Raw genomic sequence first — 25,103 nt, 5'->3', positions numbered from 1 at the left:
GGTACGCGGTGGTGGTGCTGGCGGTGACGATCGTCAGCAGGTTCGTGTGGGTGTTCACGACCACGTCCCTGATCAAGGTGCGGGCGGGCAGCGGCGGGCCGACCGTGGCGCAGACGGTGATCCTCGGCTGGGCGGGCATGCGCGGCGTGGTGTCGCTGGCGGCGGCGTTCGCGATCCCGCCGGGCGTGCCGGCCCACGATCGGGCGATGCTGCTCTTCCTGACGTTCACCACCGTGATCGGCACCCTGCTCATCCAGGGCACCACGTTCCCCGCGCTGATCAGGCGGCTGCGCGTGTCGAGCGAGCAGGAGCAGTACGAGGACCGCCTGGCCGAGGCGGCGGCGCAGCAGGCCGCGCTGGAGGCGGGCCTGGCGGAGCTCGACCGGCTGCTGGCCGAGCACGGCGAGCCCGACGAGATCCAGCGACAGGTCATCGACCAGCTCAGGGAGAAGTCGTGGCGCCGTTCGCTGACCGCGTGGGAGCGGCTGGGTGGCGGCACGGCCCAGGGCGGGACGGAGACGCCCAGCGCGCTCTACCGCCGCCTGCGCCGCGACATGCTGCAGGCCGAGCGGCAGGTGTTCGTCCGGCTGCGCGACGAGCGCCGCCTCGACGACGAGGTGCTGCGCGAGGTGATGTCCCAGCTCGACTTCGAGGAGGCCATCCTCGAACGCTGACCGCCCCGGCTCAGCCCATCTCGTTGTCCACGAAGCACCACCGCCAGCTCTCGCCCTTTTCGAAGGACTGGATGACCGGGTGACCCGTCTCGTGGAAGTGCCGCGTCGCGTGCTTGTTCGGTGAGGAGTCGCAGCACCCGATGTGGCCGCACTCCAGACAGCGCCGCAGGTGCACCCAGCGGCCACCGGTGGCCAGGCACTCCTCGCAGCCCTGCGGCGTGTTCGCGGCGGGGTCGTCGGCCTGGGAAAGATGCTCGCAGTTCGCCATGGGGAAAATCCTAGGTCCAAGGTCCTGTTCGAATGTCGTCCGGGGTTCCCGCGGGCGTGTGCCCAGGTCGAAAACCGGTTCGACGGCGGCCGGGACGGGCTGCGATCATCGGCTGGTGCCCGCATCCCGACGTGAGCTGCTGCGCTGGCAGTTCGACTTCACCTGGTCGCTCTTCGAATACCACCTCGACCGGCTGCGCCCGGACGACTTCCTGTGGGAGCCCGGCCCGCACTGCTGGACCGTGCACCGCGACGACGCGGGCCTCTGGCGTCCGGACTTCGCGGAGACCGAGCCCGACCCCGTCCCGGTCCCCACCGTTGCCTGGCTGAGCTGGCACATCGGCTGGTGGTGGCGCACGACCCTCGATCACGCCGAGGGGCGGGAGGCGCCCGACAGGGCCGAGATCACGTGGCCGGGCGACGGGGCCGCCGCCGTCGCGTGGCTGCGCGGCCTGCGCGCCGACTGGCTGGCGGTCCTGGACCGCCTCACCGACGCCGACCTGGACGCCGAGGCCCCGTTCCCGTGGCCGCGCGACTCCGGCCACACCGTCGCCCACATGGTCGCCTGGGTGAACTCCGAACTGATGAAGAACGTGTCCGAGATAGGCCAACTCCGTCTGCTCCACGCGACCACCACCGACGGCGACCGGGGCCGCGTCAGCGGCTGAACCAGCTCGCGGCGGACGGGGTGCACATGAACGGCACCGGGATCGCGAGGATCAACCACGGCCCGAGCGAGGCCAAGGGCACTCATCTGCACAGGAGATGGCGAGGGCTTCTTCATTGTTTCCGTCTGGCCCGTTGACGCCGGTGGAGGGATGAAATATCGATGAGTTCACGCGCTATCGCGCGCAATCGCTTCATCGAGAGGACGCCTCATGCGACTCACGTACCTCGGCAAGACCGGTACGAGCAACGAGGGCAGTTGCCCGGCCCTGTACAGGACCGACCGCGACACTGCGGTGGTCCAGGGCAAGCTCGTGACCGACCCGGAAGCCCTCGCTGATCTCCGCGACCTGGCGCCCGACGAGATCGTGGTCGAGGTGCCGTGGGACGTCCTCGACCTGCCCCGGGAGCTGCGGTGACCCGGGAGGTCTCGGCTGACGAGTTCCTAGAGCTGTTCCGGCAGGCCAGGTCGGATGTGTTCCGCCTTGAGCTTCGTGATTGCTACAACGTGCCGGCGGAGCGCGATCGTTGGGAAGCATTCCAGGCGCGCGACTGGTCACGGCTGGATGAGCTCAACACAGCACAGCGGGCGGCCTGGATGCATCTCATGCGGGACGTCACCTCGACCGGCCGCCGGGTGGAACGGGTGCGCGTGATCACGGAGCCGCCCACCGGCTACATTCAGTTCGAACTCCTGCTCAACGCCGGTAACGCGGAGGCGGGCGAGGACATCCGCTACCTTCCCCGCAGCGAAGCCGGGGAGCTGGCTCTGCCTTCGGTGGACTACTGGCTGTTCGACTCCGCCGTCGCGGTGGTGCTGCCGTTCGACGATGACGACCGGCTTCGCGGCATGGAACTGGTCGACGAGCCCGCAGCCATCGAGGGCTTCCGCGCTGGACGAGAATCGGCGTGGCAGCATGCGGTCCGCTACTCCACGTACGTCACGAAGTGGGCTGATCTTGCCGAATCCCCGCCAGGCGCGTGAGGCTCTCGGAGCACGACTGCGTGAGCTGCGAAAGGATGCCGGTCTCAACGGTAAGCAGCTCGCGCAGACGCTCCAATGGCAGGCGACGAAGGTGTCGAGGATCGAGCTCGGCAGGCAGACCCCGTCCGAGGAGGACGTTCGCGCCTGGCTCACCGCCTGCGATGCGGCTGACCTGCAGCCCTCGCTGATCTCGCAGCTTCGCGGTCTTGAGCTGGCTTACTCCGCGTGGCAGCGTCAGTTGCGTACGGGGACCCAGGAGCGGCAACGGCAGATCGCCGCGATCGAGGCGGAGACCGGCCTGATCCGCGGGTTCGAGCCGGCCACCGTGCCCGGTCTCTTCCAGACTCGGGAGTACGCGCGGCACATCATGGCCCAGTCGATCAAGGTTCACGAGGTCACGGATGACCTGGAGGAGGGCCTTCAGGCACGCATGGACCGCCAGGAGATCCTTTACCGGCCCGGCCATCGTTTTCACTTCGTCCTCACCGAGGCGGCGGTGCGCAACCTCATGTGCCCGCCTGACGTCCTGATGGGACAGATCGAGCGGCTGATAGCGTCGGCGACCCTTCCCAACGTGGCTCTCGGCGTGATCCCCTTCGTGGCCCGGCTGCCGAAGTCGCCCGTGCACGGCTTCTGGATGTACGGCACGAGCCTCGTCACGGTCGAGACGTTCGCCGCGGAGCTGTCACTGACGCAACCGGAGGAGATCGCCCTCTACGGCAAGATCTTCGGCCTGATGAAGGACGTCGCTCTGTATGGCAAGGCCGCACGTAGCCTGATGACCGCTGTCCTGGACGATCTGGCTGCCGCGCACTTCCCCGAGGGCGAGTCCTCGGAGCCACCATGAGCCATTCCGGTTTCGTCCTGCGCAATCGCGTGCAATCGTCTTGAGGCCCTGGTAGGGCGGCTTCTACGGTTCGGCGTATGGAAAGTCACAGGTCCGAACCCCCTACAGCGCCCGTCAACGCTCCGGTCGCGCACCTTTTGCGGGGCCGGTCGTGAGTGCCTGCCCGTCGTGGTGTGTGGAGGAGCATGACGCCGGTGGCAGGTGTCACCTGGCCGAGGTTCGGGTCCTGTATGTGGAGGCGGAGGGTGGCGGGCGGTCTTCCGTGTTGTTCGGTGATCTCCGGCAGGATCCGGACGAGGAGTGGCCTGCGGTTCACGTGGATCTCGATGAGGTGCCCGTCTTGAGGCTGTCGCCGTCCGATGCCGTCGTGCTCGGCTGGATGCTCGTCGAGCTCGGGGTGATGGGGGGTGGGCGATGAGTGGTGCTGAACAGGGTGGTGGCGAGGACTATCGGTGGGTGCTCGATGTGCATGCGCCGCACATGGCGTGCTGGAGGCAGCGGATCGAGGTCGATCGCGATGGCTGGTGGTGGTTGGTGGACGGCACCCGGCGGCGTGGGCGCAGGCGGTCCACGTGGCGGCCCGCCGACGAGCAGGACGCGTACGCCGTGGTCGTGCTGTTGCACACCCTCAATGACGTCAAGATGACCCTGTCTCCCGAGGTCCGCAGGTGGGCGAAGGACCACCACGTGACGGACGAAGCCGTGCGAACCTCGTTCAGCATCCGGGCGTACAGCTTGTTCGTCCGGTACCTGCTCATGTGAGCCTTCGAGGCTGCTCTGCCGGCCGGATCGCGTCAGCGGCTGAACCACCTCGTGAGAACGGACATCCGGCCGCAGCCGGCCCGGCGATGGCCGTACGGGCGGCGGTCGGATGGCGGCGGTCGAGCCGGATCCGGCTCGACCCGCCTGAGCGGCCTGAGCGGCACCCGGGCCACCGGGCCACCGGTGCGGGCCGGGCGGCACCAGGTGGGTGCCGCCCGACCGGCCTGGCGACACCGGAAGGGGCGCCGGCGAACCGATCGGCTGACCGGGTGCCCGAGGTTGCCCGGGTCCGCGGGTCCCCGGACGCTCAAGTGACCAGGTGGTCGGGTTCGGGAGCTAGGGGAGGTTCGTCGGGGTTGCGGTTGGTGACGGAGTTGCTGACGGCGTCGCCGACGGGTCGGTTTCGTCCTCCTTCGGAGTCGGCTCCGGGCGGCAGCCCTTCGAGCACCCGCCGAAACGGGACTCGTCGATCGGGACGAAGGACGTGGCGGGCACGCCGCGCAGCGCCGCCGACATCGTGTCCCGCCAGATCGGGCCGGGGATGCTGGCCCCCTGGACCGACCCGTAGTACCGTCCGCCGATCGTGACGCCCGTCAGCCGGTGCTGCTGGGAGCCCCGGGGGTCGCCCAGGCTGACCGCGCTGGCCAGGTCGGGCGTGAACCCGGCGAACCAGGCCGAGGCGTAGTCGTCGGTGGTGCCCGTCTTGCCGGCGGCGTCCCGGTTCAGGCCGCCGATCCCGCTCATGGTGCCCTTGGTGAAGACGCCCGACAGGACGCCGGCCGTCGCGTCCGCGATCGCCGGTTCCAGGGCCTGGCGGCACTTGGGGCGGTAGCGGGTGGTCCGGCCGTCGCGGTCGGTGATCTGGGTGATCGCCATCGGGTCGCAGTACCTGCCGCGGGCCGCGATCGCCGCGTACGCACTGGCGACCGTCACCGGGTCGGACTCGTTGATGCCGAGCGTGAACGTCTCGTACTCCTGCAGCTTGCGGCCGTCCGCGCGCCGGATCCCGAGTGACTTGGCCGTCTTGACCGTCTCGCAGAGGCCGACCCGCTCCTCCAGTTCCATGAAGAACGTGTTCACCGAGTTCCACGTGCCGGTCCGCAGCGTCTTCCAGCCGGGGGAGCCCTCGTCGTTGGTGACGGTGTGGCCCGGGTCGCCGATGTTCTCGTTCTTGCAGGTCTTGAACGTCGAGTAGGCCGGGGCCCGGTATCCCGCGCCCGCCGTGAAGCCGTCGTCCAGCTTCATGCCCTGCCGCAGGGCCGTGATCAGGGTGAACGTCTTGAACGTGGACCCGGGCTGGAAGCCGATGCCGCCGCCGTGCGCGGTGTCGGCGACGACGTTGTAGGAGATCTCGTTCTTGGCCGCGTTCGTCCCGTAACGCCTGCTGGCGGCCATCGCCCTGATCGCGCCCGTGCCGGGTTTGACCAGGGCCTGGGCGGCGACCGGGTGGTCCGACGGGTGCACGTACCGTTTGATGGCCCGCTCGGCGGCGGCCTGGACGCCCGGGTCGATCGTGGTCCTGATGGTCAGGCCGCCCCGGTTGAGCATCACCAGCCTGGCCTTGGAGGTGGGGCCGAAGTCGGGGTTGCTGAGCATCTCGTGCCGGACGTAGAGGCAGAAGTACGGATAGGTGCTGCTCTCGCAGCCGCCCGGAATGCCGGTGCCCGCGTAACCGAGCTTGGTGGCCTTCGCCCCGGCCGCCTCGGCCGCGGTGATCTCGCCGAGTTCGGCCATCCGGTCGAGGACGACGTCGCGCCGGTTCAGCAGGCGTTCGCGCTGCTGCCTGCCCAGGTTCGGGTCGGTGGCGTTCGGGTCCTGGACGGCGCCGGCCAGCGTGGCGGCCTGCGGCAGGGTCAGGTCGGCGGCGGACACCCCGAAGAAGCGCCGGGCCGCGGCCTCCACCCCGTACGCGCTCGCGCCGAAGTACGCGATGTTCAGATATTTCGCGAGGATCTCGTCCTTGGAGTACTTCTGCTCGACGCCCATCGCGTACCGCAGCTCGTTGAGCTTGCGCGCGTAGCTGGCCTCGACGGCCGCGTTCCGCTGCGCGTCGGTGTCGGCCGAGTTGAGCAGCACCTGCTTGACGTACTGCTGGGTGATGCTCGAACCGCCCTGGCTCGTGCGGCCCGTCTGCAGGTTCGTGGCCAGCGCGCGCAGCGTGCCCTCGATGTCGATCGCGCCGTGCTGGTAGAAGCGGAAGTCCTCGATCGCCACGATCGCCGTCTTCATCGTCTCCGCGATCTCGTCGAACCCGACGACCTCGCGGTACTCCTCGTAGAAGCGGGCGATCTCGCCGCCCTTGGCGTCCTGCACGATCGTGACCTCCGCCGGCGGCGGTTCCGGCAGGTCGAGCGGTCTGAGGTTCACCTCGTCGGCCGCTGCCACGAAGCCGACCCCCGCGCCCCCCACGGCCGGGATCGCGATCGCCGCCAGCACCACGCCCGCCGCCGCCCCCGCGGCGGCCAGGCGCACAATCTTCGTCCCCCGTCGTCGCATCAGAGCCTGCCGAGCCCGCGGGCCAGGATCGTCGCGGTCTTCGCGACGACCGCGTCGTCGGTGGCCGCGACCGATCGGTTGGTGTAGACGGCCAGGATGATCGGCGCGGACGACCTGCCGGACGGCCAGGCGACGGCGATGTCGTTGGCGCCGCCGATCTCGGGGTTCGTGCCCGTCTTGTCGCCGATGGTCCAGCTCTTGGGCAGGCCGGCGCGGATGCGGGCGGCGCCGGTCTTGCTCGCGATCAGCCAGGCGTTGAGCCGCTCGCGGTCCTTGGCGTGCAGCGCGCCGCCGGTCGTGAGCAGGCGCAGGTCGCGGGAGACGGCCGCGGGCGTGGTCGTGTCGCGCCGGTCGCCGGCGGTCCAGTCGTTCAGCTCGGTCTCCCAGCGGTCGAGGCGGGAGACGCGGTCCTTCAGCGTGCGGAAGTACCTGGTCAGCCCGGCCGGCCCGCCGATCTGCTTGAGCACCATGTTGGCGGCGGTGTTGTCGCTCTCGGTGATGGCCGCCTCGCACAGCCTGGCCACGCTCAGGCCGTCCTTGACGTGCTTTTCGGTGGTGGGCGAGTTGGGCTTGAGGTCCGCGGTCGTCCACGTGACGACCTTGTCCATCAGGCCGGGCTCGGAGGTGCGGGCCCGGTGCAGCGCGGCCGCGCACAGCGGCGCCTTGAACGTGGACAGCAGCGGGAACCGCTCGCCCGAGCGGTAGCCGACCGTCCTGCCGGTCGCGGTGTCGATGGCGTATCCCTGACGATCTCCCTCGTGGCGAGGGCGCCGCCCGCCACGAGGGAGATCGTCAGGGACGCCGCCTGGAGCGCGGCCCTGGTGCGGAGGTGTCGCATGCCAATGTCCTCGCAGTTGTGCGATCGATGGGTCCGGAGGGCAGGAGCAAAGCAGATGCGATCACGTGATGTCTAATAGCGATATCGCGAACCGCTCGATATCGGATCAAGTATGACCGCAGGTCAGCGGGCACGCAGCAGACGCAGGGCGAGGAGACCCGCCGTGACCAGGCCGGCGGCGTGCACGCACAGCGTCGCCACGATGCCGAGGACGTCGCCGAGCAGGCCCGCCAGCGCCGTCCCGAGCAGCGCGGTGGCGGCGTGGGCGCTGCCGAGCAGGCCGAAGACGGCCCCTCTGCGCTCGGCGGCCGTGACGGTCTGGGTCACGGTCACGAAGCCGGCGCCCGCGGCGGCGGCGGGCACCCCCGCGACGGCGATCAGCACGAACGCGGGCCACAGCGCGGACGACACCAGCGGGTAGGTGAACAGCGCCAGGTCCGCCAGCCCGAACGTGACCGCGCCCCAGCCCAGCAGCGCCCGCGGGGCCGCGTTCCCCAGCCAGGCCGCCACGGCCAGCCCGCCGGCGATCCCGCCGACCGCCTGCACCGACAGGAACAGCCCGTAGGCGTCGCCGCGCCCGTCCAGCACGTCCGCGACGAACGGGGCCACCAGCGTCCCGAAGACGCCCTCGCCCAGGCCGGTGATCATCATGTAGACCAGGAGCGGTCGCGCCGCCCGCTCCAGCCGGAAACCGAACCGGGGCCTGACGGCGGGGGTGTGGCCGCGGGTGCGCAGGCCCGCCAGGAGCAGTGCGGAGAGCACGAAGCTGGCCACGTCGATCCACACCACGGCCGCCAGCCCGCCGGCCCCGACCGCGACGCCGCCGGCCAGCGCGCCCACCAGCCGCGCGGCCTGGGCGCTCTGCCCGTGCAGCGCGTTGGCCCGGACGAGTTGCGCCTCGGCCACGAGCTGGGGCACCAGCGCCCTCTGGGCGGGGTACAGCACCGTGCTCAGCACCCCGGTCCACAGCGCGACCGCGTACACGATCCACACCTGGCCCGGCTCCCGGACGAGCAGCAGCGGCAGCAGCCCGGCAGCCAGCAGCAGGTCCGCGCCCACCAGCAGCCTGCGGCGGTCCCAGCGGTCGGCGAGCACCCCGGCCACCGGGCCGAGCACGACGTCGGGCAGCCGGGACAGCAGCAGCATGACGGCGGTGGCCAGGGTCGAGCCGGTGAGCGTGTAGACGTGGTAGGCCAGGCCGGTGCTGACGGCCCAGTCGCCGGTCTGGGAGATCAGGCCGGCCGCGAGGAGCCGCCGGAAGTCGCGGTTGCGGCCGAGCAGGGCCCGGACGCCGCCCGTCCCGTCGTCCGGGGGGAGTGCGGCGGGCCCGTCGGGGTGCTCCTCGGCCGGGCCGGTCAGCGGCGGGGACGCCATCGGGGCCTCAGCCGCCGGAGCCGCTGGGCGGCAGCGGGACCAGGATCTGCGACAGCAGCACGGGACGTGACCCGGCGGGCCGCCGCGCCGGGTCGAAGACCCGCGCCATCAGCGGTTCCAGCAGCGCCGACATGGCGTTCCCCAGCTCCTGGAGCTCCTCCGGCGTCGCGTACAGGTGGACGTTGCCGATCGAGCCGGCCCCCCGCCACGCCTCGGGCTCCTCGCGCCGCCGCTGCTGCCATTCGAGCAGCCGCGTCATCGCCCGCTCGGCGATGACCTGCTCCAGCAGGCCGCGGGCGGCGGTGACGTCGGGCGCGTCGGCCTCGCTCCACACCTGGACGGGCTCGGTCACCTTCCACGGCCGCTCTCGTTCGTCGCGGGCCTCGGCCTGCTCGACGAAGCCGTACTTGGCGAGCTGCCGCAGATGGTAGGAGGCCAGCGCCTGGCTGATGCCCGCCTGCCTGGCCGCGTCGGCGGCGGTGGCCGGGCCCTCGCGCAGCAGGATCTCGTGCAGCGCCAGCCGGACCGGATGCGCGAACGCCCGCATGGCCGCAGCGTCGTCGAGCACGCGCGGACGCCGGCCGTCCGGAGATTCCAAAGACATGTTTGGAATCTTGGGCCGACCGCCCGGCGGATGTCAAGGATTCCTTTGGATAGCGTGGGAGCCAAGCGGGTGCCGACGGATCGGCTACGTTCGGTCACAGCACGCGTCCGTACCCTTGGGTAGGGTCAAGGCATGCCTCAACTCAAGAGCCGGTTCTTGCCCCTGGCCCTCTTCGTGGCCGGCGTCCTGGCCGCAGGCTGCGGCGAGGTCAACAACACCATCGACAAGGCCCAGGCGTGCCTGGAGGCACCGAAGATCATCACTGAGCTGGGCGCTGAGCTCAGCAGGCTCACCAACGACCCGCAGGCCATGGACAAGGCCATCGACGACGCCGCCGCCAAGCTCGGCGGAGTGGCCGACCAGGCCGCCAACACCACGCTCAAGGAGGCCAGCGACAAGATGGCCGGCACCTTGACCAGCATCAACGTCAACGACGTCAACGACGCCGTCGACGCCGTCCAGAAGGTGACCAGCGAGAGCGCCGCCTACGTCGAGAAGGTGGCCCAGGCGTGTAGCTGAGCCGAAGCGCCAATCCCGGCTTCTCTAGGGGAAATAGGTACGAATTAGCCTTTTTCCTATGGAACCCGACCCGCGTTTCACCTTGGCCAACGAACGCACCTTCCTCACCTGGCTGAGCACGGCGCTGGCGCTCAGCGCGGGTGGGGTGGCGATGGCCGCGGTGCCGCCGCACGTGTTCGTGCCGTGGATCCGCACCGCGCTGGCCATCGTGCTGGTCAGCCTCTCGGCGCTGGCGGCGGGCATGGCCTACCCCCGCTGGCGCAACATCCAGCGGGCGCTGCGCCGGCAGGCGCCGCTCCCGCCGCCCGCGCTGGCGGCCGTCTTCGGGTACGGCGTCGCGGCCGTCGCCGTCGTGGCCCTCGTCCTGATCATCCTGTCGGCGTGATCGCATGACGACCGAGGAGGAGATCTGGGACCAGGGGCTGCAGAGCGAGCGCACCCGCATGGCCTGGGTGCGCACGGCCGTGGCCCTGTCCACCGGCGGGCTGGCCGCGACCGGGCTGGCGGTCCGCTACAGCCTGCCGGTGCTCGCCGTCGCCGGCTTCGCGATGGCCGCGCTCTGCGGCGGCGTGCTGCTGATCAGGACCCGGCTGCGCTACCGCCGCGTCCAGGCCGCGCTGCACGCGGGCCGGCCCCTGAATGCCCAGGTCGACGCGGTCTTCGCCTGGCTCGGCACGTTGAGCGTGGTCGCGGGCGCGTTCACATTTGTGTTCACCGTTCGGTAAGCCCGGTTGCCAGTGTCCGAGGAGGGGGCGGACACTCGAAATCAGGGGGTGACCTCATTGGACGAGGAACTCAGGAACGTGCCTTTCGAATGCCGCGGCTGCTGGTACGTCTGGCAGGAGGACTACGTCGTCAGGCACAGCGAAGATGATCACGGGAACGAGGGCGAGGTCTGGCTGCGCGCCGGGCTGCCCGCCATGCCGCCGGCGTCGGGCGTGATCTGCCCGCAGTGCGGCTGCCAGCAGGCCACCACGTTCCCGGACGGCTATCTCACCCACCATCCGGAACTGATCCCGCCGGCCGAGCCCGGCGCGCCCGACCCCACACCGCTGCTCAGTCCGGTGCGGAGACCGTTGTACTACTGAACGCCCGGTGATCTGACAGCCGGTAAGGCTTTCATCGCCATGGGTGGAAGAACATCCCGTCTTGAAGGGAAATCGTAATCGGGCGGACACTCAAGGTGACACGGCGAACCGACGGCCGGGAGTTGCCCTCATGCCCGACGAATTCGACACCTGCGAGACGTGGCCCTTCGAATGCCTGCGCTGCCTGCATGTCTGGGAGGAGGAGTTCGTCGTCAGACACCTCTCCGACGCCTACGGCAACGAGGGCGACATCTGGCTCAGCTCGGGGGTTCCCGTGCAACCGCCCTGGTCGGACGCCTGCTGCCCGGCCTGCGGCGCGAACCGCGTGACCTGGTTCCCCTCCGGGTACCCGACCCGCGGCCCCGAGCCGGAGCCGGAGCGCGTGCCGGCGCCGCCGGGCAGGGTGCCCGCTCCGCGTCCGGAGCGGACACGCCTGCCCGGCAGGCTGCCCGGGAGTCTGCCCGGCAGGTTACTGGTCGCGCTGGGCGTGCCGCTGGCCCTGTTCGTCGGCTTCGAGCTGTACGCCAACTCCCTGGCCGCGGCCCACCACTAGGAGCTCAGGCTCTCCAGCCAGGCCCGGTGCAGCCCGGCGAACCGGCCGGAGGCGGCGATGAGCTGGGCCGGCGGGCCGTCCTCGACGACCTTGCCGCGCTCCATCACCAGCACCCGATCGGCGATCTCGACGGTCGAGAGCCGGTGCGCGATGATCAGCGCCGTACGCTCGGCGAGGATCGTGCGCAGCGCCCGCTGCACCAGCCGCTCGCTCGGCACGTCGAGGCTGGAGGTGGCCTCGTCGAGGATCAGCACGGCGGGGTCGGCGAGGAACGCCCGCGCGAACGCGACGAGTTGCCGCTGCCCCGCGGACATCCGGCCGCCGCGCTTGCCCACCTCGGTCTCGTAGCCGTCGGGCAGGCCGGAGATGAACTCGTGCGCGCCGATGGCCTTGGCCGCCTCGCGTACCTGACGGTCGGTGGCCTCGGGCTTGCCGAACCTGATGTTGTCCGCGACCGTACCGCTGAACAGGAAGTTCTCCTGCGTCACCATGACCACCGAGGTGCGCAGCGTGAGCTCGTCGAGCGTGCGCAGATCGACGCCGTCGAGCAGCACGCGCCCTTCCGTCGGGTCGTAGAAGCGGGAGATCAGCTTGGCCAGCGTGGTCTTGCCCGCGCCCGTCGCGCCGACCAGCGCCACGCTCTGGCCCGCCGGGATGGTCAGGTCGAGCCGGGGCAGGATCGGCATCTCCTTGACGTAGGCGAACTCGACGCCGTCGAAGCGCACCTTGCCGCGCGCCCGGCCCTTCGGCAGCGCCACCGGCTCGCGCGGCTCGGGCACGGAGGGCTCCTCCTCCAGCACGCCCGAGAGCTTCTCCAGCGCCGCGCCGGCCGACTGCAGCGTGTTGTAGAACTGGCTGATCTCCTGCATCGGCTCGTAGAACTGGCGCAGGTAGAGCAGGAACGCGGCCAGCACGCCGATCTGGACCTCGCCCTGCAGCGCCAGCCAGCCGCCGTAGAGCAGCACCCCGCCGATCGTCATGTTGCCGATCAGCTTGACGCCGGTCATGAACGTCGCGCCGAGGTACATGCTGCGCGCGTTCGCGCCCCGGTAGTCGTCGTTGAGCTGGGCGAAGATCTCCTGGTTGCGCGACTCGCGGCGGAACGCCTGCACCGCGCGGATGCCGATCATCGACTCCACGAAGTGAACGATCACCAACGCGACCGTCTCACGTGTGCGCCGGTAGACGATGGCCGACTGCCGCTGGAACCACTTGGTGAACAGCAGCAGCAGCGGCAGCGGGACCAGCGCCACCAGGCCCAGGTGCACGTCCAGCACCAGCAGCAGCACCGCCGTGCCGAACAGCGTCAGCAGCGCCTTGACCAGCGCGTCGAAACCCGACTGCACCAGCTCGGCGATCGCCTCGATGTCGGAGGTCAGCCGCGAGATGACGCGACCCGAGGTGTAGTTCTCGTGGAAGCTCAGCGACAGCCGCTGGAAGTGGTCGAAGACCCTCCTGCGCAGCTCCAGCAGGATGTTCTGGCCGATGGCGCCCATCAGCCGCAGGAACGCCTGCCGGGCGACCGCCTGGACGACGGCGGCGGCCAGGATCACCCCGACCACGGTCACCAGGATCGAGGCGCCCGTGCCCGCCGTGATCGGCGGGATGCCCTCGTCGATGCCCACCGACACCAGGAAGGGGATCGACAACCCGGCCGCGTTCGAGATCACGATGATCAGGACGAGCAGCGCGATCTTCTTCCGGTACGGCCTGAGCAGGTCGCCGAGCAGCCGCCGCGAGCGCGCCCGCAGGCGCACGGACACGCCGGTCGGCAGCTCGTCCTGGTCCTCGGAGGCGACGCCGCGCCACGAGGTGCTCTTCTCCGGGGCCGTCGTGGTCAACGCAGCGCTCCTTCCGAGGCGTCGTCGAAGTCGGCGTCCTGGGCCAGCAGCTCGCGGTACTCGGGCACCTGCGCCAGCAGTTCGCGGTGCTGCCCGATGTGGGTGATCGTGCCGTCGCGCAGCAGCGCCACCTTGTCGGCCAGCAGGACGGTGGAGGCGCGGTGGGCGACCACGATGCCGGTCGCGTCGCGCAGCACGTGCCGCAGCGCCTCCTCCACCAGGGCCTCGGTCTCGGCGTCGAGCGCCGACAGCGTGTCGTCGAGCACCAGGACGCGCGGCTTGCTCAGCACCGCCCTGGCCAGCGCGAGCCGCTGCCGCTGGCCGCCGGACAGGGACAGGCCCTGCTCGCCGATCCGGGTGTCCAGCCCCCACGGCAGGTCGTGGACGAACCCGGCCTGCGCGGTCCGGATGGCCTCGGCCAACTCGTCCTCGGTGGCGTCCGGGCGGCCGAGCATGAGGTTCTCGCGCACGCTCATCGAGAACAGCGTGGGCTCCTCGAACGCGGTGGCGACCACCGAGCGCAGGGTCTTCAGGTCGAGGTCGCGCACGTCGTGCCCGTCGATCGTGACCCGGCCCGAGGTGGGGTCGATCAGGCGGGGCACCAGCGCGGTCAGGGTGGTCTTGCCGGCTCCGGTCGCGCCCACGACGGCGACCGTCTCGCCCGGCCGCACCTCCAGCCAGACGTTGTGCAGCACGGGCCTGTCGGAGTCGGCGAAGCGGAAGCCGACCCCCTCGAAGCGCAGGTGACCGCGTGGCTCGTCGATGGTGCCGGTGCCGCCCTCGATGGCCGGCACGGTGTCCATGACCTCCATGAGCCGGTCGGCGGAGGTCATCGCCTCCTGGGCCATCGCCAGGAGGTAGCCCAGGCTGGCCACCGGCCAGACGAGCTGCAGCATCAGCGTGGTGAAGGCGACCAGCGCGCCCAGCGTCAGCGCGCCGTCGCCGACCGCCAGCGCGCCGAGCAGCACGACCAGGGCCAGCGTGATGTTGGGGATGATCTCCAGGAAGGAGAAGAACTTGGCCGACAGCCGCACCTTGTCCATCGAGGAGCCGTAGACCTTGCGGGCGGCGTCGTCGTACTGGTCGTAGACGTGGTGGCGGCGGCCGAACGCCTTGATGGTGCGGATGCCGATCGCCGACTCCTCGACGAGCGTGGCGAGGTCGCCCTGCTCGTCCTGGACCTGGCGGGAGATCTTGATGTAGCGCTTCTCGAAGCGCAGCGACGTCCACACGATCGGCACGACCGAGGCCAGCACCAGCAGGCCGAGCGGCCAGTACTTGTTCAGCAGCAGCGCGGTGACCGCGACGACCTGCAGCACGTTCATGACCAGGAAGAGCATGCCGAAGCCGAGGAAACGGCGGATCGTCGACAGGTCGGTGGTGGCCCGCGATAAGAGCTGACCGGACTGCCAGTCTCCGTGGAAGCCCATCGGCAGGCGCTGCAGGTGCTCGTACAGGTCGTCGCGCAGGGAGGTCTCCAGGCCGAGCACCGGTTTGACCTGGATGTAGCGCCGGAAGAGGATCAGCAGTGCCTCGGTCGCGCCGACGCCCACCGCGAGCAGGCCGAGGGGCAGCAGCCCGGCGGCGTCACCGTTGGCCACGGGCCCGTCGATGACCTGCTCGATGATGAGCGGGAACGCGATGACGACGGCGATGCCGACGAGTGCGGTCAGCCAGATGACGATCAGTCTGGCGACGTACGGGCGGAGGTAGGACTTCATCCGCCAGAGGGAGTTGGAGGAGAGCAGGGGACGGTTAGGTTCATTCGTATCGGGAGGCATCCCTCCTAGGCTAATACGTGGGATCAACCGATTTTCTGTGGCCAGATGGTGGGTTTCCTGTACATGACGTGCGGAAACATGAAAGCTCATGCACTTTCGGCAGGCCGTTACCGTCTTTGCCATCCCCGCGAGACTGGAGTCGTCATGATCGAATCCTCGGAGCTGCGCCACCTCCGGCGCTGCGTCGAACTGGCCGCGCGCGCCCTGGAGGTGGGCGACGAACCGTTCGGCTCGGTGCTGGTCTCCGGCGACGGGACGGTCCTGGCCGAGGACCACAACCGGGTCGCCTCCGGCGACCGCACCCGGCACCCGGAGTTCGCCCTCGCCCGCTGGTCCGCCGAGCACCTGACCCCCGGTGAGCGCGCCGCCGCCACCGTCTACACCTCCGGCGAGCACTGCCCGATGTGCGCCGCCGCGCACGCCTGGGTGGGGCTCGGCCGCATCGTCTACGCCGCCTCCTCGGCCCAGCTCGCCGGGTGGCTCGGCGAGCTGGGCGTGCCCGCGCCGCCCGTGCGTACGCTGCCGGTCGGCGAGATCGCGCCCGGTGTGACCGTCGAAGGGCCGGTGCCCGAGCTGGCGGAGGAGGTGCGCGAGCTGCACCGACGCTTCCACACATCAGTTTGACCTGCGGTTTGTACTCTCCGTGACACAGTCGGACACATGGTGCACGGTCGCTCCATCAGGGCTCGGGTCACGATTGCGACGGTGGTCGCGTTCGGGATCCTGATCCTGGGCGGCGTGACGGTGATCTCGGTGACGTACCCGGTGCAGGCGCGTTCCGACCTCGTGGACCACGCCGACGAGGCCAGCCGCCGCCTCACCACGATGATCGACAAGAGGCGGTTCGCCGGGCGGATCCCGGCCCAGGACGGCATCCACCTGCTCCAGGTCGTCGACATGCACGGCCGGGTGGTGGCCTCCAGCGCCGACCTCGCCGGGCAGCCGCCCCTCACCGAGGCCCGGCCCACCGGCGGCGACTCGCGCGTCAGCGACCGGGTGTGCCGGCCCGACGGCTGCATGGTCGTGGTCGGCACCAGCAACCGCGCCACCGCCTACGGGTCCGTCGTGGCCTACGCCGCCGTACGGGAGCCGTTCCTGCTGCGCTCGTCCTTCCTGCCCGCCATGCTGTACGGCTCCGCCGCCGTGCTGATCGCGCTGCTGGGCTGGGCCGCCTGGTTCGGGGTCGGGCACGTGCTCGCCCCCGTCGAGCGCATCCGGCGGGGGCTCGAACGCATCAACGCCGAGGACCTCAGCCACCGGGTGGAGGTGCCGCCCAGCGGCGACGAGGTGGCCGGGCTCGCCACCACCGTCAACGACACGCTGGGACGGCTGGAGAACGCCGTGGAGCGGCACCGGCGTTTCGTCTCCGACGCCTCCCACGAGCTGCGCTCACCCATCGCGGGACTGCTGGTACGGCTGGAGGCCGGGCTGGAGGAACGTACCGAAGCCGACTGGCGGGCGGCCATGGACGACGCCCAGCGTCTGTCGGACATCGTCGGCGACCTGCTGCTCATGGCCCGCCTGGACGCCGGGGTGGAGATCGGGACGGACCGCTTCGAACTCGGCCGGATGGTGACAGAGGAGGTGGAACGGCGTCCAGGGCGGCTGCCGGTGACCCTGCAGCTAGAGCCCGGCGTGTTCGTGCGCGGCAACCGGCTGCGGCTGGCGCGGCTGTTCACGAACCTGCTGTCCAACGCCGACCGCTACGGCGACTCGCGGGTGCGGGTCTCGGTGCGCGCGCAGGGGAACCAGGCGGTGATGGAGGTGGCCGACGACGGGCCCGGCATCCCGCAGGAGATGCGCGAGGAGGTCTTCGAGCGGTTCACGCGGCTGGACCGGACCCGCTCACGCGACAGCGGCGGGAGCGGCCTAGGGCTGCCGATCTCCCGGGACATCGCCAGGGCGCACGGGGGCGACCTCTGGGTCGGCGAGGGGCCCGAGACCCGGCTGATCCTGCGTCTGCCGCGAGAGTAACCGGATCAGCTCGCCCACCCCCTCGCGGTCGGCGTCGGGACGGGTCTCCAGCGCGCGGAGCAGGCGCAGCAGGCGAAGGCCGCCGAACCTGCGGCGGGAGGCCAGACGCAGCAGCTCCAGCAGGTCGTCGGTCAGCATCGCGGGGGCGTCCGACTCGAGCTGCCTGAGCACCCGGTTCCGGTAGGCCCGCGTCGGGGCGTGCAGCAGCGCCGCCCGGTAGGCGTCCGGGTCCGGCTCGGCGGCCAGCAGCAGGGCCAGCAGGTCGGCGACCTGGGTGCCCGGATGGGCGCTCAGGTCGGTGTCGATCTCCCGCACGTAGGGGAGCAGGTTCGTGAAGAGGTGGCCGAGCGTGGTGTCGTCGCGGAAGGAGATCTCCCGCATCCAGACCAGGCCCCGTGCCCGCAGCCGGTGCCGGCCGTCGTCGGGGCCGCGGTCGGGCCAGGTGAAGAAGGCCAGGTCCTGGGAGTCGAGGACCGGGTCGCGGTCGAAGGCCACCCGCATCGTCCTGGTTCCGCCGTCGAGGACGTGCCGGACCCAGAGCGTGTGAGTGAGCGACTCCCACTCCTCCCTGCTGAGCTGGGAGTGCCACAGCCGGGCGATCCTGCGCCACCGCTCGTTGGCGGCCACCGGGTGCCCGACGCGGAACAACTCCGCGCCCGTGACGGGCTCGTCCGACGACAACACGGCCAGCAGCAGCAGGTTGGCGCTGTAGACGGCGCACCGGGCGGTCAGCTCCAGCCGCGCCGGCTGATAGGCGTCGTGGGCCGAGCCGGGCCTTTCGTGCAGCGCCTCGGAGAACAGCTCGCACAGGTGCCGCGTCAGCGCCGCGCGCCGCTCGGGCGGGACGTCCTGGACCAGGCGGTGCCTGAGGAAGTCGACGACGGAGGCGCGCACGGTCAGGCCCGCGAACGACAGCAGCGCGTGCAGGTAGGCGTCGTCCGGCCGGGCGAAGCGGCGGCGCGAGGCGGCGGAGGCCAGCTCCTCCGCCAGGTCGGTCAGCTCCCGGACCACGAGGCGGGCGACCAGGTACTCGCCGAACGTGGCGTGCAGGAACTCGTAGGTCTTCAGCCGCTCCGCGTCCCGGAGCGCCTGGGTGGTGTGCACGAAGAAGAAGCCGCCGATGACGTCCTCCGCCCGGGTCAGGGCGCGGCGCAGGCCCCGCGGCCGGCGGCCTTCCCCCGGCAGGAGCGCCTCCAGGTCGGCTTCGAGGTCGGGCTCGGCGATCCACTGCAGGCCGCGGTTGAACATCGCGAACGCGGTGATCGACAGCCGCAGCAGCTCATCCTCCACGGCCCGCTCCAGCTCGCCGCCCTCCAGGTGCGGGCGGGTCTTGCCGATCTCGCGGACGGCGAAGTCGTGCAGCAGCCGCTCGTACAGCTCCGCCTCGTGCAGGTCGCCGGGGAGCCCGGGGAGGTCGCGCAGCGCGTTGGCGTCGGCGTCGTACAGGGCGAGCATGAGCAGGAGCAGCGGCTGCTCGGCGAGCTTCGGCACCGACCGCACCCGGTCCACGGGCAGCGGGCGCAGGCCGCGGGCCCGGAAGTAGCCGAGGTTGGCGTCGTTCCAGGTGGCGACCCACCGGCCGATCCGGTCGCCGTCGAAGGGCTCCAGCCGGACGACGTACGAGCCGGCGGGCAGCCGCGCCCGATTCGCGACCGCGCTCCTGGAGGTGACGACCACCACCGCCGGGCGGCCCTTCTCCGCCTGGTCGCGCTGGAAGCGGGCGACCCGCTCCAGGTAGTCGCTCTGGCTCACGCCGGTCGCCTGGAGCAGCTCGTCGAAGCCGTCGAGCAGGACGACCGGGAGCGCGCCCGCCGCCGCGTGCACGAAGTCGGGCCACGACATCGGCTCGTCCAGCGCCGTCCTGATGCCGTGCTCGACCTGCGCGAGCACGTCGCCGTCGGCGGGGACGCCGCGCAACTCGACCCTGAGCGGCAGGAACTCGGCGGCGGGCAACCGGGCCGCGAGCATCCGGGTCAGCACCGACTTGCCCGCGCCCGGCTGGCCGAGCACCAGCAGCGGCGCCTCGACGGCCTGCGGCAGCAGCAGATGAGCGGCCAGGAAGGCGCCCAGGTCGGAACGGAGGGGCAGCCGCGCCCAGCCGTCCTCCGGAGGCAGGACCGGGTGCTGCCACCCGGGCGCGAGCAGGCGGTAGGCCGGATCGACGTAGCCCCGATCGAGCGTCGGGATGCTCATCCCGCTCGGCGTGCGCGTGGTCGTCATGATCGGGCGGCCGAGCGTGGCCCCGTTGGACCGGATCAGCGCCGCCAGCCGTTCGGACGGGCCGCGCGTCGAGGGGATCGCGGCGAGCTGCTCCTGGACTCCGGCCAGGCCGTGCGCCAGGTTCCTGATCTCGGCCCGGGTGGCCTGATGGTCGAGGCGGTCGAACCAGCACGCCACCTCGGGGAAGTCGGCGGCCAGCCGGCGCAGCAGCTCCTCGTAGCGGCGCAGTGCCCTGACAGGGAGGTCGCGGGTCAGCCTGGCGCGCGTGGTCTCGTCCCAGGTGTCCCAGCGGGCCAGGCCCGACAGGTGCTCGACCAGTGTCCGGGTCGTCACCTCGTAGCCGCGTCCGAGCTGGTCCAGCAGCACCTCGAACGGGACGGCCGGGGACGGGGCCGGCGCGCCGAAATCGATCAGGTGGGGCCCGAAGTCGCCGGTCCCGGTGATCCGGCGCTGGTCCTCGCGCGACAGCTCGCGCAGCACGTCCACCTCGCGCAGCGCGTCGAGGAAGGCGGCGACGACGATGACCGAGTGGGCCGCCGCCAGCCGGCGCGTCGCGTCGTGGCGGCTCAATCCCTTCATCTTGTCGCGCAGTCCGCGCAGGAAGGCGTCGCCCAGCCGCACGGCCTCGGCGCGGGCGTCGAACAGGTCGATCGCGCCCAGGCCGAACAGCGCGATGGACGACGTCCGGTCGAGGACGTTCGTCAGCCCGCTCGGCCCGCCCAGCACGGCCACGGCGTCGCGGTAGGTCATGATCTGCCGCACCACTCCAGTCTGGCCGAAAACGGCGGCCCGTTCGCCGTGTTCGCCCGTCTGTTCGCCCGTCTGTTCGCCCGTCTGCACGGCCGTCTGCACGGCCGTCTGTCCGCCCGCCGCGAGCGCGGGCGTGTGGAGTCTGCCCGGGGTGGGGCGGCCTCCGTAGAATGAGCTATGGCTACCGAGCCCCTCTCCCGAGGACGCATCGTCACCGCCGCCATCGGCCTCATCGAGCGGGAGGGCGCCGACGCGATCTCCATGCGGCGCGTCGCGGCCGAGCTCGGCGTGGGCGTCATGTCGCTCTACAACCACGTGCCCGGCAAAGACGCCCTGCTCAACGGGGTGGCCGAGACGGTGCTGAGCCAGGTCGAGTTCACCGACGACCCCGACGCCCACTGGACCGACCGGGTGCGCGGGCAGGCCAGGGCGTTCCGGCAGATCGCCCACCACTATCCGCGCTCCACCATGCTCGTGGTCAGCAGGCAACTCCACTCCACCGCCGGGCTGCTGCCCGTCGAGCGGGCGCTGGCCACGCTGCGCGGCGCCGGGTTCGACGGGGCCGACACGGTGCGGATGCTGCGCATGTTCATCGCCTACATCGTGGGCTCGCTGCTGCGCGAGGTCGGCGTGACGCCCACGTTCGCGCCCGCGCAGACCAGGACGATCAGCGCCGACGGGGTGGATCCCGCGCTGTTCCCCGAGGTCAGCTCGCTGGCGTCGCTGCTGGGGGAGTGCGATCACGAGGAGGAGTTCGAGTTCGGGCTCGACCTGCTGATCAAGGCGATCGAGGCGTACGCGGTGCAGGGTGAGGGGCGCAGGGAAGGGCGTAAGGAGGGCACCCGGTGAGCATCGGATGCCCTCCCGAGCCTGCTAGTACCAGTTGTGCGATTGCCAGTGCCCCCAGGCGCCGCACGGCCTGCCGTACCTCCCCTTGATGTAGGCCAGACCCCAGCGGATCTGCGTCTCCGGGTTGGATCTCCAGTCACGGCCGGCGCCGCGCATCTTGCCGGCCGGCAGGGCCTGCGGGATGCCGTACGCGCCCGACGAGTGGTTGAGCGCCCGGTGGTTCCAGTTGCTCTCCCTGGTCCACAGGTTGTCCAGGCAGCGGAACTCGCTGTAGTTCCAGGAGCGCCGGACGACCTGTCCCAGGGCGATCTTCTTGTTCCTGCTCGCGGGCCGCATGGCGACCATCTTGGGCCGCGCCGACGTGGTCCAGGTCTTGACCCTGATCACCGGGCTGATGCCGGTCCGGACGCGGGCGCGACCGGCTACCGGGCCGATTACCGGGCCGATTACCGGGCCGGCCACTGGGCCTGTTACCGGGCCTGTTACTGGGCCGGCCACCGGACTCGCCGCCGGGCCGAGTGCTGTGCCGGGCGTACTGCTCGACGCCGGGCCGAGCACCGGGCTGGACGTGTCGCCGAGCGGTGCGCCCGGCGTGCTGCCGTACGCGGTGCCGGGTGTGACGCCGAAGGCGGTGAACGCGGTGACGGAGATGAGCGTGCCGCTGAGCGCGCGTTTGCCGTGCAAGTCGATCCTCACTGTCGGGTCGCGTGCGGACGGGCGCCCGCGAGGGGCGTCCTGCCGTCCGCGTCCGTGGCTCGGACGCGGAGGATCCGCGCGGCCCTCCGGGATTCCTGCGTCCGCCCGGTCGTGCTGGGCGGCCCGGAGGGCACCGCGACGTGTCCTCTAGCACGATTCCTATTACGCACGGTCACCGTGGGTCATACACCGGGACACGCCAAGGACAGGAGTTTGTGTGATCGTTGCGGATAAAAGGCCCGTTCGCTGGAGCGGGATTGCCCGCCCCGCCGCCCGATTGGGCGGGCCTTTCCGAAACAGCAGCGCAAGTATGGGGTTTGGCTCAGTACCAGCGGTGGGACTGGAAGTGCCCCCACGCGCGACACGGCGAGCCGTAGCGCTGCTTGATGTAGCTGAGGCCCCACTTGATCTGGGTGCGCGGGTTCGTCCGCCAGTCGCCTCCCGAGGCGGACATCTTGTGGCCGGGCAGCGCCTGCGGGATGCCGTAGGCGCCCGAGCCGTTGGCGGCGCGGTGGTTCCAGCCGCTCTCCCTGGCCCAGAGTTTCACCAGGCAGATGAACTGCGTCCGGTCCCAGCCACGCGCGGTCACCATGGGCTTGGCGATGGACTTGTTCCTGCCGCTGGTCTGGGAGCTCTGCGCCTGTGCGGCCGAGGCGCCGCCCGCCGCCAGCAAAGTGGCGGTCAGGACCAGGACGCCGGTACGGCGGAGCATGGGCATGCGGGATCCCTTTCGAGGGGGTTCGTGGACCGCGCCACCCTGCCCGATCGGTTCCCTTTACAGCGAATTGATGCCTAAAACGAAGATCGTCAGTAAAGATCGCGATATATACCTTTTGGTGGGGATGTGTGGTGAAAATGAGGACTGTGTCACATTTATCGCCCTGACTCGTTCTGTAGGGTCGGGAACATGAGTCTCAGTGACATCCCGCTTCGCACACTCGCGGACGCCCCCACCACGCTGCGTGAGCTGACCGGCGGCAAGCCCGCCCTCGTCGTCAACGTGGCCTCCAGATGCGGGCTCACCCCCCAGTACACCGGCCTGGTCGAGCTCCAGCGGCAGTACGGCCCGCGCGGCCTCACGGTGATCGGCATGCCCTGCAACCAGTTCGCCGGCCAGGAACCGGGCAGCGCCGAGGAGATCCAGCAGTTCTGCGCCGCCACGTACGGCGTGGACTTCCCGCTGCTGGAGAAGGCCGACGTCAACGGCCCCGGCCGGCACCCCCTCTACACCGAGCTGACCCAGACCCCCGACGACGGCGGCGAGGCCGGCGACGTGCAGTGGAACTTCGAGAAGTTCCTGGTGGACGGCGAGGGCCGGGTCGCCGGCCGGTTCCGTCCCCGCACCACCCCCGAGGACCCGGCGATCGCCGCGGCGATCGAGAAGCTGCTCTAACCGGCCGTCGCGGAGGTGTGCGCGAGGACGGCCCGCGCCAGCTCCTCGTGCACCTCCGGCGGCAGCGTGTGCCCCATGCCCTCGATCATCAGCAGCCGCGCCCCGGGGATGGCCTCGGCGATGATCGCGCTGTGGCCGGGCTTGGCCGGCTCGTGGCTGCCCTCGACGACCAGGGTGGGCGCCGTGACCCGGTGCAGCACGTCCACCGGCTCGAAGCCGGGGTCGGCCGCGGCGGCCAGCCGGTGGTTGACCACGGCGTCCAGGTCGCGCGCCCGGTCGTAGACGCGCTCCTGCAGGCGGCGGGCCGCGTCCTCGTCGAACGGCAGCCCCGTGCCGTGCAGCACCCGCTGCTCGGTGATCATCGTCTCGATCCGCTCGCGCCGGCCGGTCGCCGGAGGGGTGGAGATCAGCTCGCGGAAGAAGGCCACGAACGCGGGCAGCGGCTCCGGCAGGCTGCCCTCCGGCTGCGGCTGCCCCGTCAGCGCCCGCATGATCACCGCACCCTCACCGCCGCCGAGCGGCGAGGAGCCGATGACGGTGAGCGTCCGCACGCGCTCCGGCCGCTCCACCGCGATCAACTGCCCGAGCAGCCCGCCCGCCGAATGGCAGACCAGATGCGCGCTCGCCACGCCGTGCGCGTCCAGCACCCGCAGCACGTCGTCCTTGATGTCGTTCCAGGTGTACGGCTCCTTCTCGAAGTCCACGGTGCGGGAGCGGCCGGTGTCGCGGTGGTCGTACCGGATCACCCGCCGCCCCCCTGCGGTCAGCCGGCCCACGAACTCGTCCGGCCACAGGATCCCCTGCGACATCGAACCCATGATCAGCAGAATCGGCTCGTCGGCGGTGTCGCCGAACTCTTCGCTCCAGATGGCGTCGTCATGCATGCTCACAGCCTGTCCTGCCCGGCCACGCCCGCCTTCCGTAGAACTACTAGCCGCGCCAGTTCGGTACGGGTGCCGATGCCCAGCTTCGGATAGATCTTGTACAGGTGGTATTCGACCGTGCGGGGGCTGAGGAAGAGCTGCGCGGCGATCTCCTTGCTGGACAGGCCGTCGGCGACCAGCCCGGCGATGCGCAGCTCCTGCGGGGTCAGCACGTCCAGCGCGGGGCCGGTCGCGGGCCGCGCGCTCTCACCGGCCGCGCGCAGTTCGCCGTCCGCGCGCCGCGCCCACGGCCGCGCCCCCGCCCGCCGGAACGTCTCCAGCGCCGTACGCAGATGCGGGCGCGCCTCGGCCGGCCGGTGCGCCCGGCGCAGCCGCTCGCCCAGCAGCAGCGCGGTCCTGGCCGCCTCGTACGGGTTCGCGTGCAGCCGCAGCGCCTCCTCCAGGCCCTCGTGGCCGGTGCCGAGCAGGGCGCGGCAGCGGGCCAGCAGGGCGCGCGACTCCGCGGTGGCCGCCCGCGCCGACCATCGCTCGTACGCCGCCAGCGCCGTCTTCGCCGTCTCCATGTCGCCCGCGGCGACCGCGGCCTCGATCCGGTCCGGCGTCGAGCGCCACACCACCGTCGGATGCCCGGCTCCCGGCCCCGCCGCCGCGATCGCGACGAACCGGTCGTGCGCCGCGGCGTGCCGGCCCAGCCCCAGGTCCAGCATGGCCAGCGCGTACGCGGCCACGCCCGCGCGCAGGCCCACCCGGTGGGGCAGGGCGATGGCCAGCGCCTCCTGGGCGTGCCGGCGGCACGTCTCCTCCTCGCCCCGCAGCGCCGCCACCACCGCGAGGTTGGCCAGGTGCGCGGCCACCGTGTTGCCGTATCCCGCCTCCCTGGCCAGCTCAAGGCCCTCCTCGGAGACGGCCTGGCTCTCCGCCAGCCGCCCGGCGATCCGCTCGCCGGTCGCCACGAACTCCAGCACCACGGGAAGCTGGCCCACCATGCCCGACACCCTCGACACCCGGCCCGCGCGGGCCGGGTGTCGAGGGTGTCGGGCAT

28 protein-coding genes are annotated in these 25,103 nt (G+C 71.1%); 16 read left to right on the top strand and 12 right to left on the bottom strand.

What is annotated here, in order from left to right:
* On the top strand, window positions 1-674 hold a 674-nt coding region (locus FAF44_RS43440), incomplete at its 5' end, for a cation:proton antiporter (RefSeq protein WP_237109250.1).
* Window positions 675-684: 10 nt separating this feature from the next.
* On the opposite strand, the gene FAF44_RS43435 is transcribed toward FAF44_RS43440, so the two are convergent.
* On the bottom strand, window positions 685-942 hold the full coding sequence (locus tag FAF44_RS43435) for a ubiquitin carboxyl-terminal hydrolase 14 (protein WP_237109249.1): 258 nt from the start codon (window positions 940-942) through the stop codon (window positions 685-687).
* Window positions 943-1,057: 115 nt separating this feature from the next.
* Here FAF44_RS43435 and FAF44_RS43430 point away from each other — a divergent pair, with 115 nt between their 5' ends.
* The 6 genes from FAF44_RS43430 to FAF44_RS43405 all read left to right on the top strand — a co-directional run bounded on the left by FAF44_RS43430 (window position 1,058) and on the right by FAF44_RS43405 (window position 4,201).
* Entirely contained in the window at window positions 1,058-1,609 is a 552-nt protein-coding gene (locus FAF44_RS43430) for a DinB family protein (protein ID WP_237109248.1), read from the top strand.
* 210 nt (window positions 1,610-1,819) lie between these two features.
* A complete protein-coding gene (locus FAF44_RS43425; RefSeq protein WP_237109247.1) occupies window positions 1,820-2,026 on the top strand; it encodes a hypothetical protein in 207 nt (68 codons plus the stop codon).
* Window positions 2,023-2,592 (top strand): DUF6879 family protein, encoded by a 570-nt coding sequence (locus FAF44_RS43420; RefSeq protein WP_237109246.1) that lies wholly within the window; start codon window positions 2,023-2,025, stop codon window positions 2,590-2,592. Before FAF44_RS43425 ends, FAF44_RS43420 begins: the two co-directional genes overlap by 4 nt.
* Complete coding sequence (locus FAF44_RS43415) at window positions 2,567-3,439, top strand: helix-turn-helix transcriptional regulator (RefSeq protein ID WP_237109245.1); 873 nt, start codon at window positions 2,567-2,569, stop codon at window positions 3,437-3,439. The genes FAF44_RS43420 and FAF44_RS43415 overlap by 26 nt, the downstream gene beginning before the upstream one ends.
* Before the next feature lie 175 nt (window positions 3,440-3,614).
* Window positions 3,615-3,857, top strand: coding sequence for a hypothetical protein (locus FAF44_RS43410; protein ID WP_237109244.1), 243 nt, complete (start codon window positions 3,615-3,617; stop codon window positions 3,855-3,857).
* 38 nt (window positions 3,858-3,895) lie between these two features.
* Window positions 3,896-4,201, top strand: a complete 306-nt coding sequence (locus tag FAF44_RS43405; RefSeq protein ID WP_237109243.1) for a hypothetical protein — start codon at window positions 3,896-3,898, stop codon at window positions 4,199-4,201.
* Between the two features lie 336 nt (window positions 4,202-4,537).
* On the opposite strand, the gene FAF44_RS43400 is transcribed toward FAF44_RS43405, so the two are convergent.
* The 4 genes from FAF44_RS43400 to FAF44_RS43385 all read right to left on the bottom strand — a co-directional run bounded on the left by FAF44_RS43400 (window position 4,538) and on the right by FAF44_RS43385 (window position 9,513).
* Entirely contained in the window at window positions 4,538-6,697 is a 2,160-nt protein-coding gene (locus tag FAF44_RS43400; RefSeq protein WP_237109242.1) for a transglycosylase domain-containing protein, read from the bottom strand.
* Window positions 6,697-7,431 carry a class A beta-lactamase gene (gene bla, locus FAF44_RS43395; RefSeq protein WP_308193485.1) on the bottom strand — a complete coding sequence of 245 codons (735 nt, stop codon included), beginning with the start codon at window positions 7,429-7,431 and terminating at the stop codon, window positions 6,697-6,699. The genes FAF44_RS43400 and bla overlap by 1 nt, the downstream gene beginning before the upstream one ends.
* A 227-nt stretch (window positions 7,432-7,658) precedes the next feature.
* The gene (locus FAF44_RS43390) at window positions 7,659-8,909 is read right to left on the bottom strand and encodes an MFS transporter (protein ID WP_237109241.1); all 1,251 of its coding nucleotides are present in this window, start codon (window positions 8,907-8,909) and stop codon (window positions 7,659-7,661) included.
* A 7-nt stretch (window positions 8,910-8,916) separates the two neighbouring features.
* Window positions 8,917-9,513 carry a helix-turn-helix transcriptional regulator gene (locus tag FAF44_RS43385; RefSeq protein ID WP_237109240.1) on the bottom strand — a complete coding sequence of 199 codons (597 nt, stop codon included), beginning with the start codon at window positions 9,511-9,513 and terminating at the stop codon, window positions 8,917-8,919.
* Between the two features lie 132 nt (window positions 9,514-9,645).
* Between FAF44_RS43385 and FAF44_RS43380 the strand changes: the two genes are divergently transcribed.
* The 5 genes from FAF44_RS43380 (at window position 9,646) to FAF44_RS43360 (ending at window position 11,673) form a co-directional block, all read left to right on the top strand.
* Entirely contained in the window at window positions 9,646-10,032 is a 387-nt protein-coding gene (locus FAF44_RS43380; RefSeq protein WP_237109239.1) for a hypothetical protein, read from the top strand.
* Between the two features lie 58 nt (window positions 10,033-10,090).
* Entirely contained in the window at window positions 10,091-10,417 is a 327-nt protein-coding gene (locus tag FAF44_RS43375) for a YidH family protein (RefSeq protein WP_237109238.1), read from the top strand.
* Window positions 10,418-10,421: 4 nt separating this feature from the next.
* On the top strand, window positions 10,422-10,757 hold the full coding sequence (locus tag FAF44_RS43370; protein WP_237109237.1) for a DUF202 domain-containing protein: 336 nt from the start codon (window positions 10,422-10,424) through the stop codon (window positions 10,755-10,757).
* A gap of 78 nt (window positions 10,758-10,835) precedes the next feature.
* Window positions 10,836-11,120 carry a hypothetical protein gene (locus tag FAF44_RS43365; RefSeq protein ID WP_237109236.1) on the top strand — a complete coding sequence of 95 codons (285 nt, stop codon included), beginning with the start codon at window positions 10,836-10,838 and terminating at the stop codon, window positions 11,118-11,120.
* A gap of 130 nt (window positions 11,121-11,250) precedes the next feature.
* Window positions 11,251-11,673: a hypothetical protein gene (locus tag FAF44_RS43360; protein WP_237109235.1), complete on the top strand. Its 423-nt coding sequence runs from the start codon at window positions 11,251-11,253 to the stop codon at window positions 11,671-11,673.
* Here the strand turns inward: FAF44_RS43360 and FAF44_RS43355 are convergent.
* Together FAF44_RS43355 and FAF44_RS43350 are read right to left on the bottom strand one after the other, a co-directional pair.
* Entirely contained in the window at window positions 11,670-13,514 is a 1,845-nt protein-coding gene (locus tag FAF44_RS43355; protein ID WP_237109234.1) for an ABC transporter ATP-binding protein, read from the bottom strand. The two genes, FAF44_RS43360 and FAF44_RS43355, sit on opposite strands and share 4 nt — an antisense overlap.
* Window positions 13,511-15,235, bottom strand: a complete 1,725-nt coding sequence (locus FAF44_RS43350; RefSeq protein WP_237109233.1) for an ABC transporter ATP-binding protein — start codon at window positions 15,233-15,235, stop codon at window positions 13,511-13,513. Before FAF44_RS43350 ends, FAF44_RS43355 begins: the two co-directional genes overlap by 4 nt.
* A gap of 204 nt (window positions 15,236-15,439) precedes the next feature.
* Here FAF44_RS43350 and FAF44_RS43345 point away from each other — a divergent pair, with 204 nt between their 5' ends.
* Window positions 15,440-15,919, top strand: coding sequence for a nucleoside deaminase (locus FAF44_RS43345; protein WP_237109232.1), 480 nt, complete (start codon window positions 15,440-15,442; stop codon window positions 15,917-15,919).
* A gap of 81 nt (window positions 15,920-16,000) precedes the next feature.
* Window positions 16,001-17,269, top strand: coding sequence for an ATP-binding protein (locus FAF44_RS55315; protein WP_308193484.1), 1,269 nt, complete (start codon window positions 16,001-16,003; stop codon window positions 17,267-17,269).
* Here FAF44_RS55315 and FAF44_RS43335 read toward each other — a convergent pair.
* Entirely contained in the window at window positions 17,165-20,251 is a 3,087-nt protein-coding gene (locus FAF44_RS43335; RefSeq protein ID WP_237109231.1) for an NACHT domain-containing NTPase, read from the bottom strand. The two genes, FAF44_RS55315 and FAF44_RS43335, sit on opposite strands and share 105 nt — an antisense overlap.
* Before the next feature lie 165 nt (window positions 20,252-20,416).
* Between FAF44_RS43335 and FAF44_RS43330 the strand changes: the two genes are divergently transcribed.
* Window positions 20,417-21,088 carry a TetR/AcrR family transcriptional regulator gene (locus tag FAF44_RS43330; RefSeq protein WP_237109230.1) on the top strand — a complete coding sequence of 224 codons (672 nt, stop codon included), beginning with the start codon at window positions 20,417-20,419 and terminating at the stop codon, window positions 21,086-21,088.
* A gap of 24 nt (window positions 21,089-21,112) precedes the next feature.
* Here FAF44_RS43330 and FAF44_RS43325 read toward each other — a convergent pair whose 3' ends face one another.
* Together FAF44_RS43325 and FAF44_RS43320 are read right to left on the bottom strand one after the other, a co-directional pair.
* Window positions 21,113-21,772 (bottom strand): transglycosylase SLT domain-containing protein, encoded by a 660-nt coding sequence (locus tag FAF44_RS43325; protein WP_237109229.1) that lies wholly within the window; start codon window positions 21,770-21,772, stop codon window positions 21,113-21,115.
* Between the two features lie 334 nt (window positions 21,773-22,106).
* Window positions 22,107-22,502, bottom strand: coding sequence for a transglycosylase SLT domain-containing protein (locus tag FAF44_RS43320; protein ID WP_237109228.1), 396 nt, complete (start codon window positions 22,500-22,502; stop codon window positions 22,107-22,109).
* A gap of 189 nt (window positions 22,503-22,691) precedes the next feature.
* Here FAF44_RS43320 and FAF44_RS43315 point away from each other — a divergent pair, with 189 nt between their 5' ends.
* Window positions 22,692-23,177 carry a glutathione peroxidase gene (locus FAF44_RS43315; RefSeq protein WP_237109227.1) on the top strand — a complete coding sequence of 162 codons (486 nt, stop codon included), beginning with the start codon at window positions 22,692-22,694 and terminating at the stop codon, window positions 23,175-23,177.
* Here the strand turns inward: FAF44_RS43315 and FAF44_RS43310 are convergent.
* Both FAF44_RS43310 and FAF44_RS43305 read right to left on the bottom strand, forming a co-directional pair.
* Window positions 23,174-24,061 carry an alpha/beta fold hydrolase gene (locus FAF44_RS43310; protein ID WP_237109226.1) on the bottom strand — a complete coding sequence of 296 codons (888 nt, stop codon included), beginning with the start codon at window positions 24,059-24,061 and terminating at the stop codon, window positions 23,174-23,176. The two genes, FAF44_RS43315 and FAF44_RS43310, sit on opposite strands and share 4 nt — an antisense overlap.
* 2 nt (window positions 24,062-24,063) lie before the next feature.
* A partial coding sequence (locus tag FAF44_RS43305) for a LuxR family transcriptional regulator (protein WP_237109225.1) occupies window positions 24,064-25,103 on the bottom strand: 1,040 nt, incomplete at its 5' end.

Source organism: Nonomuraea sp. MG754425, from assembly GCF_021699195.1.
GTDB lineage: Bacteria > Actinomycetota > Actinomycetes > Streptosporangiales > Streptosporangiaceae > Nonomuraea.
The sequence above is the reverse complement of the archived record's forward strand: the minus strand, read 5'-3'. Positions and strand labels throughout refer to the sequence as shown.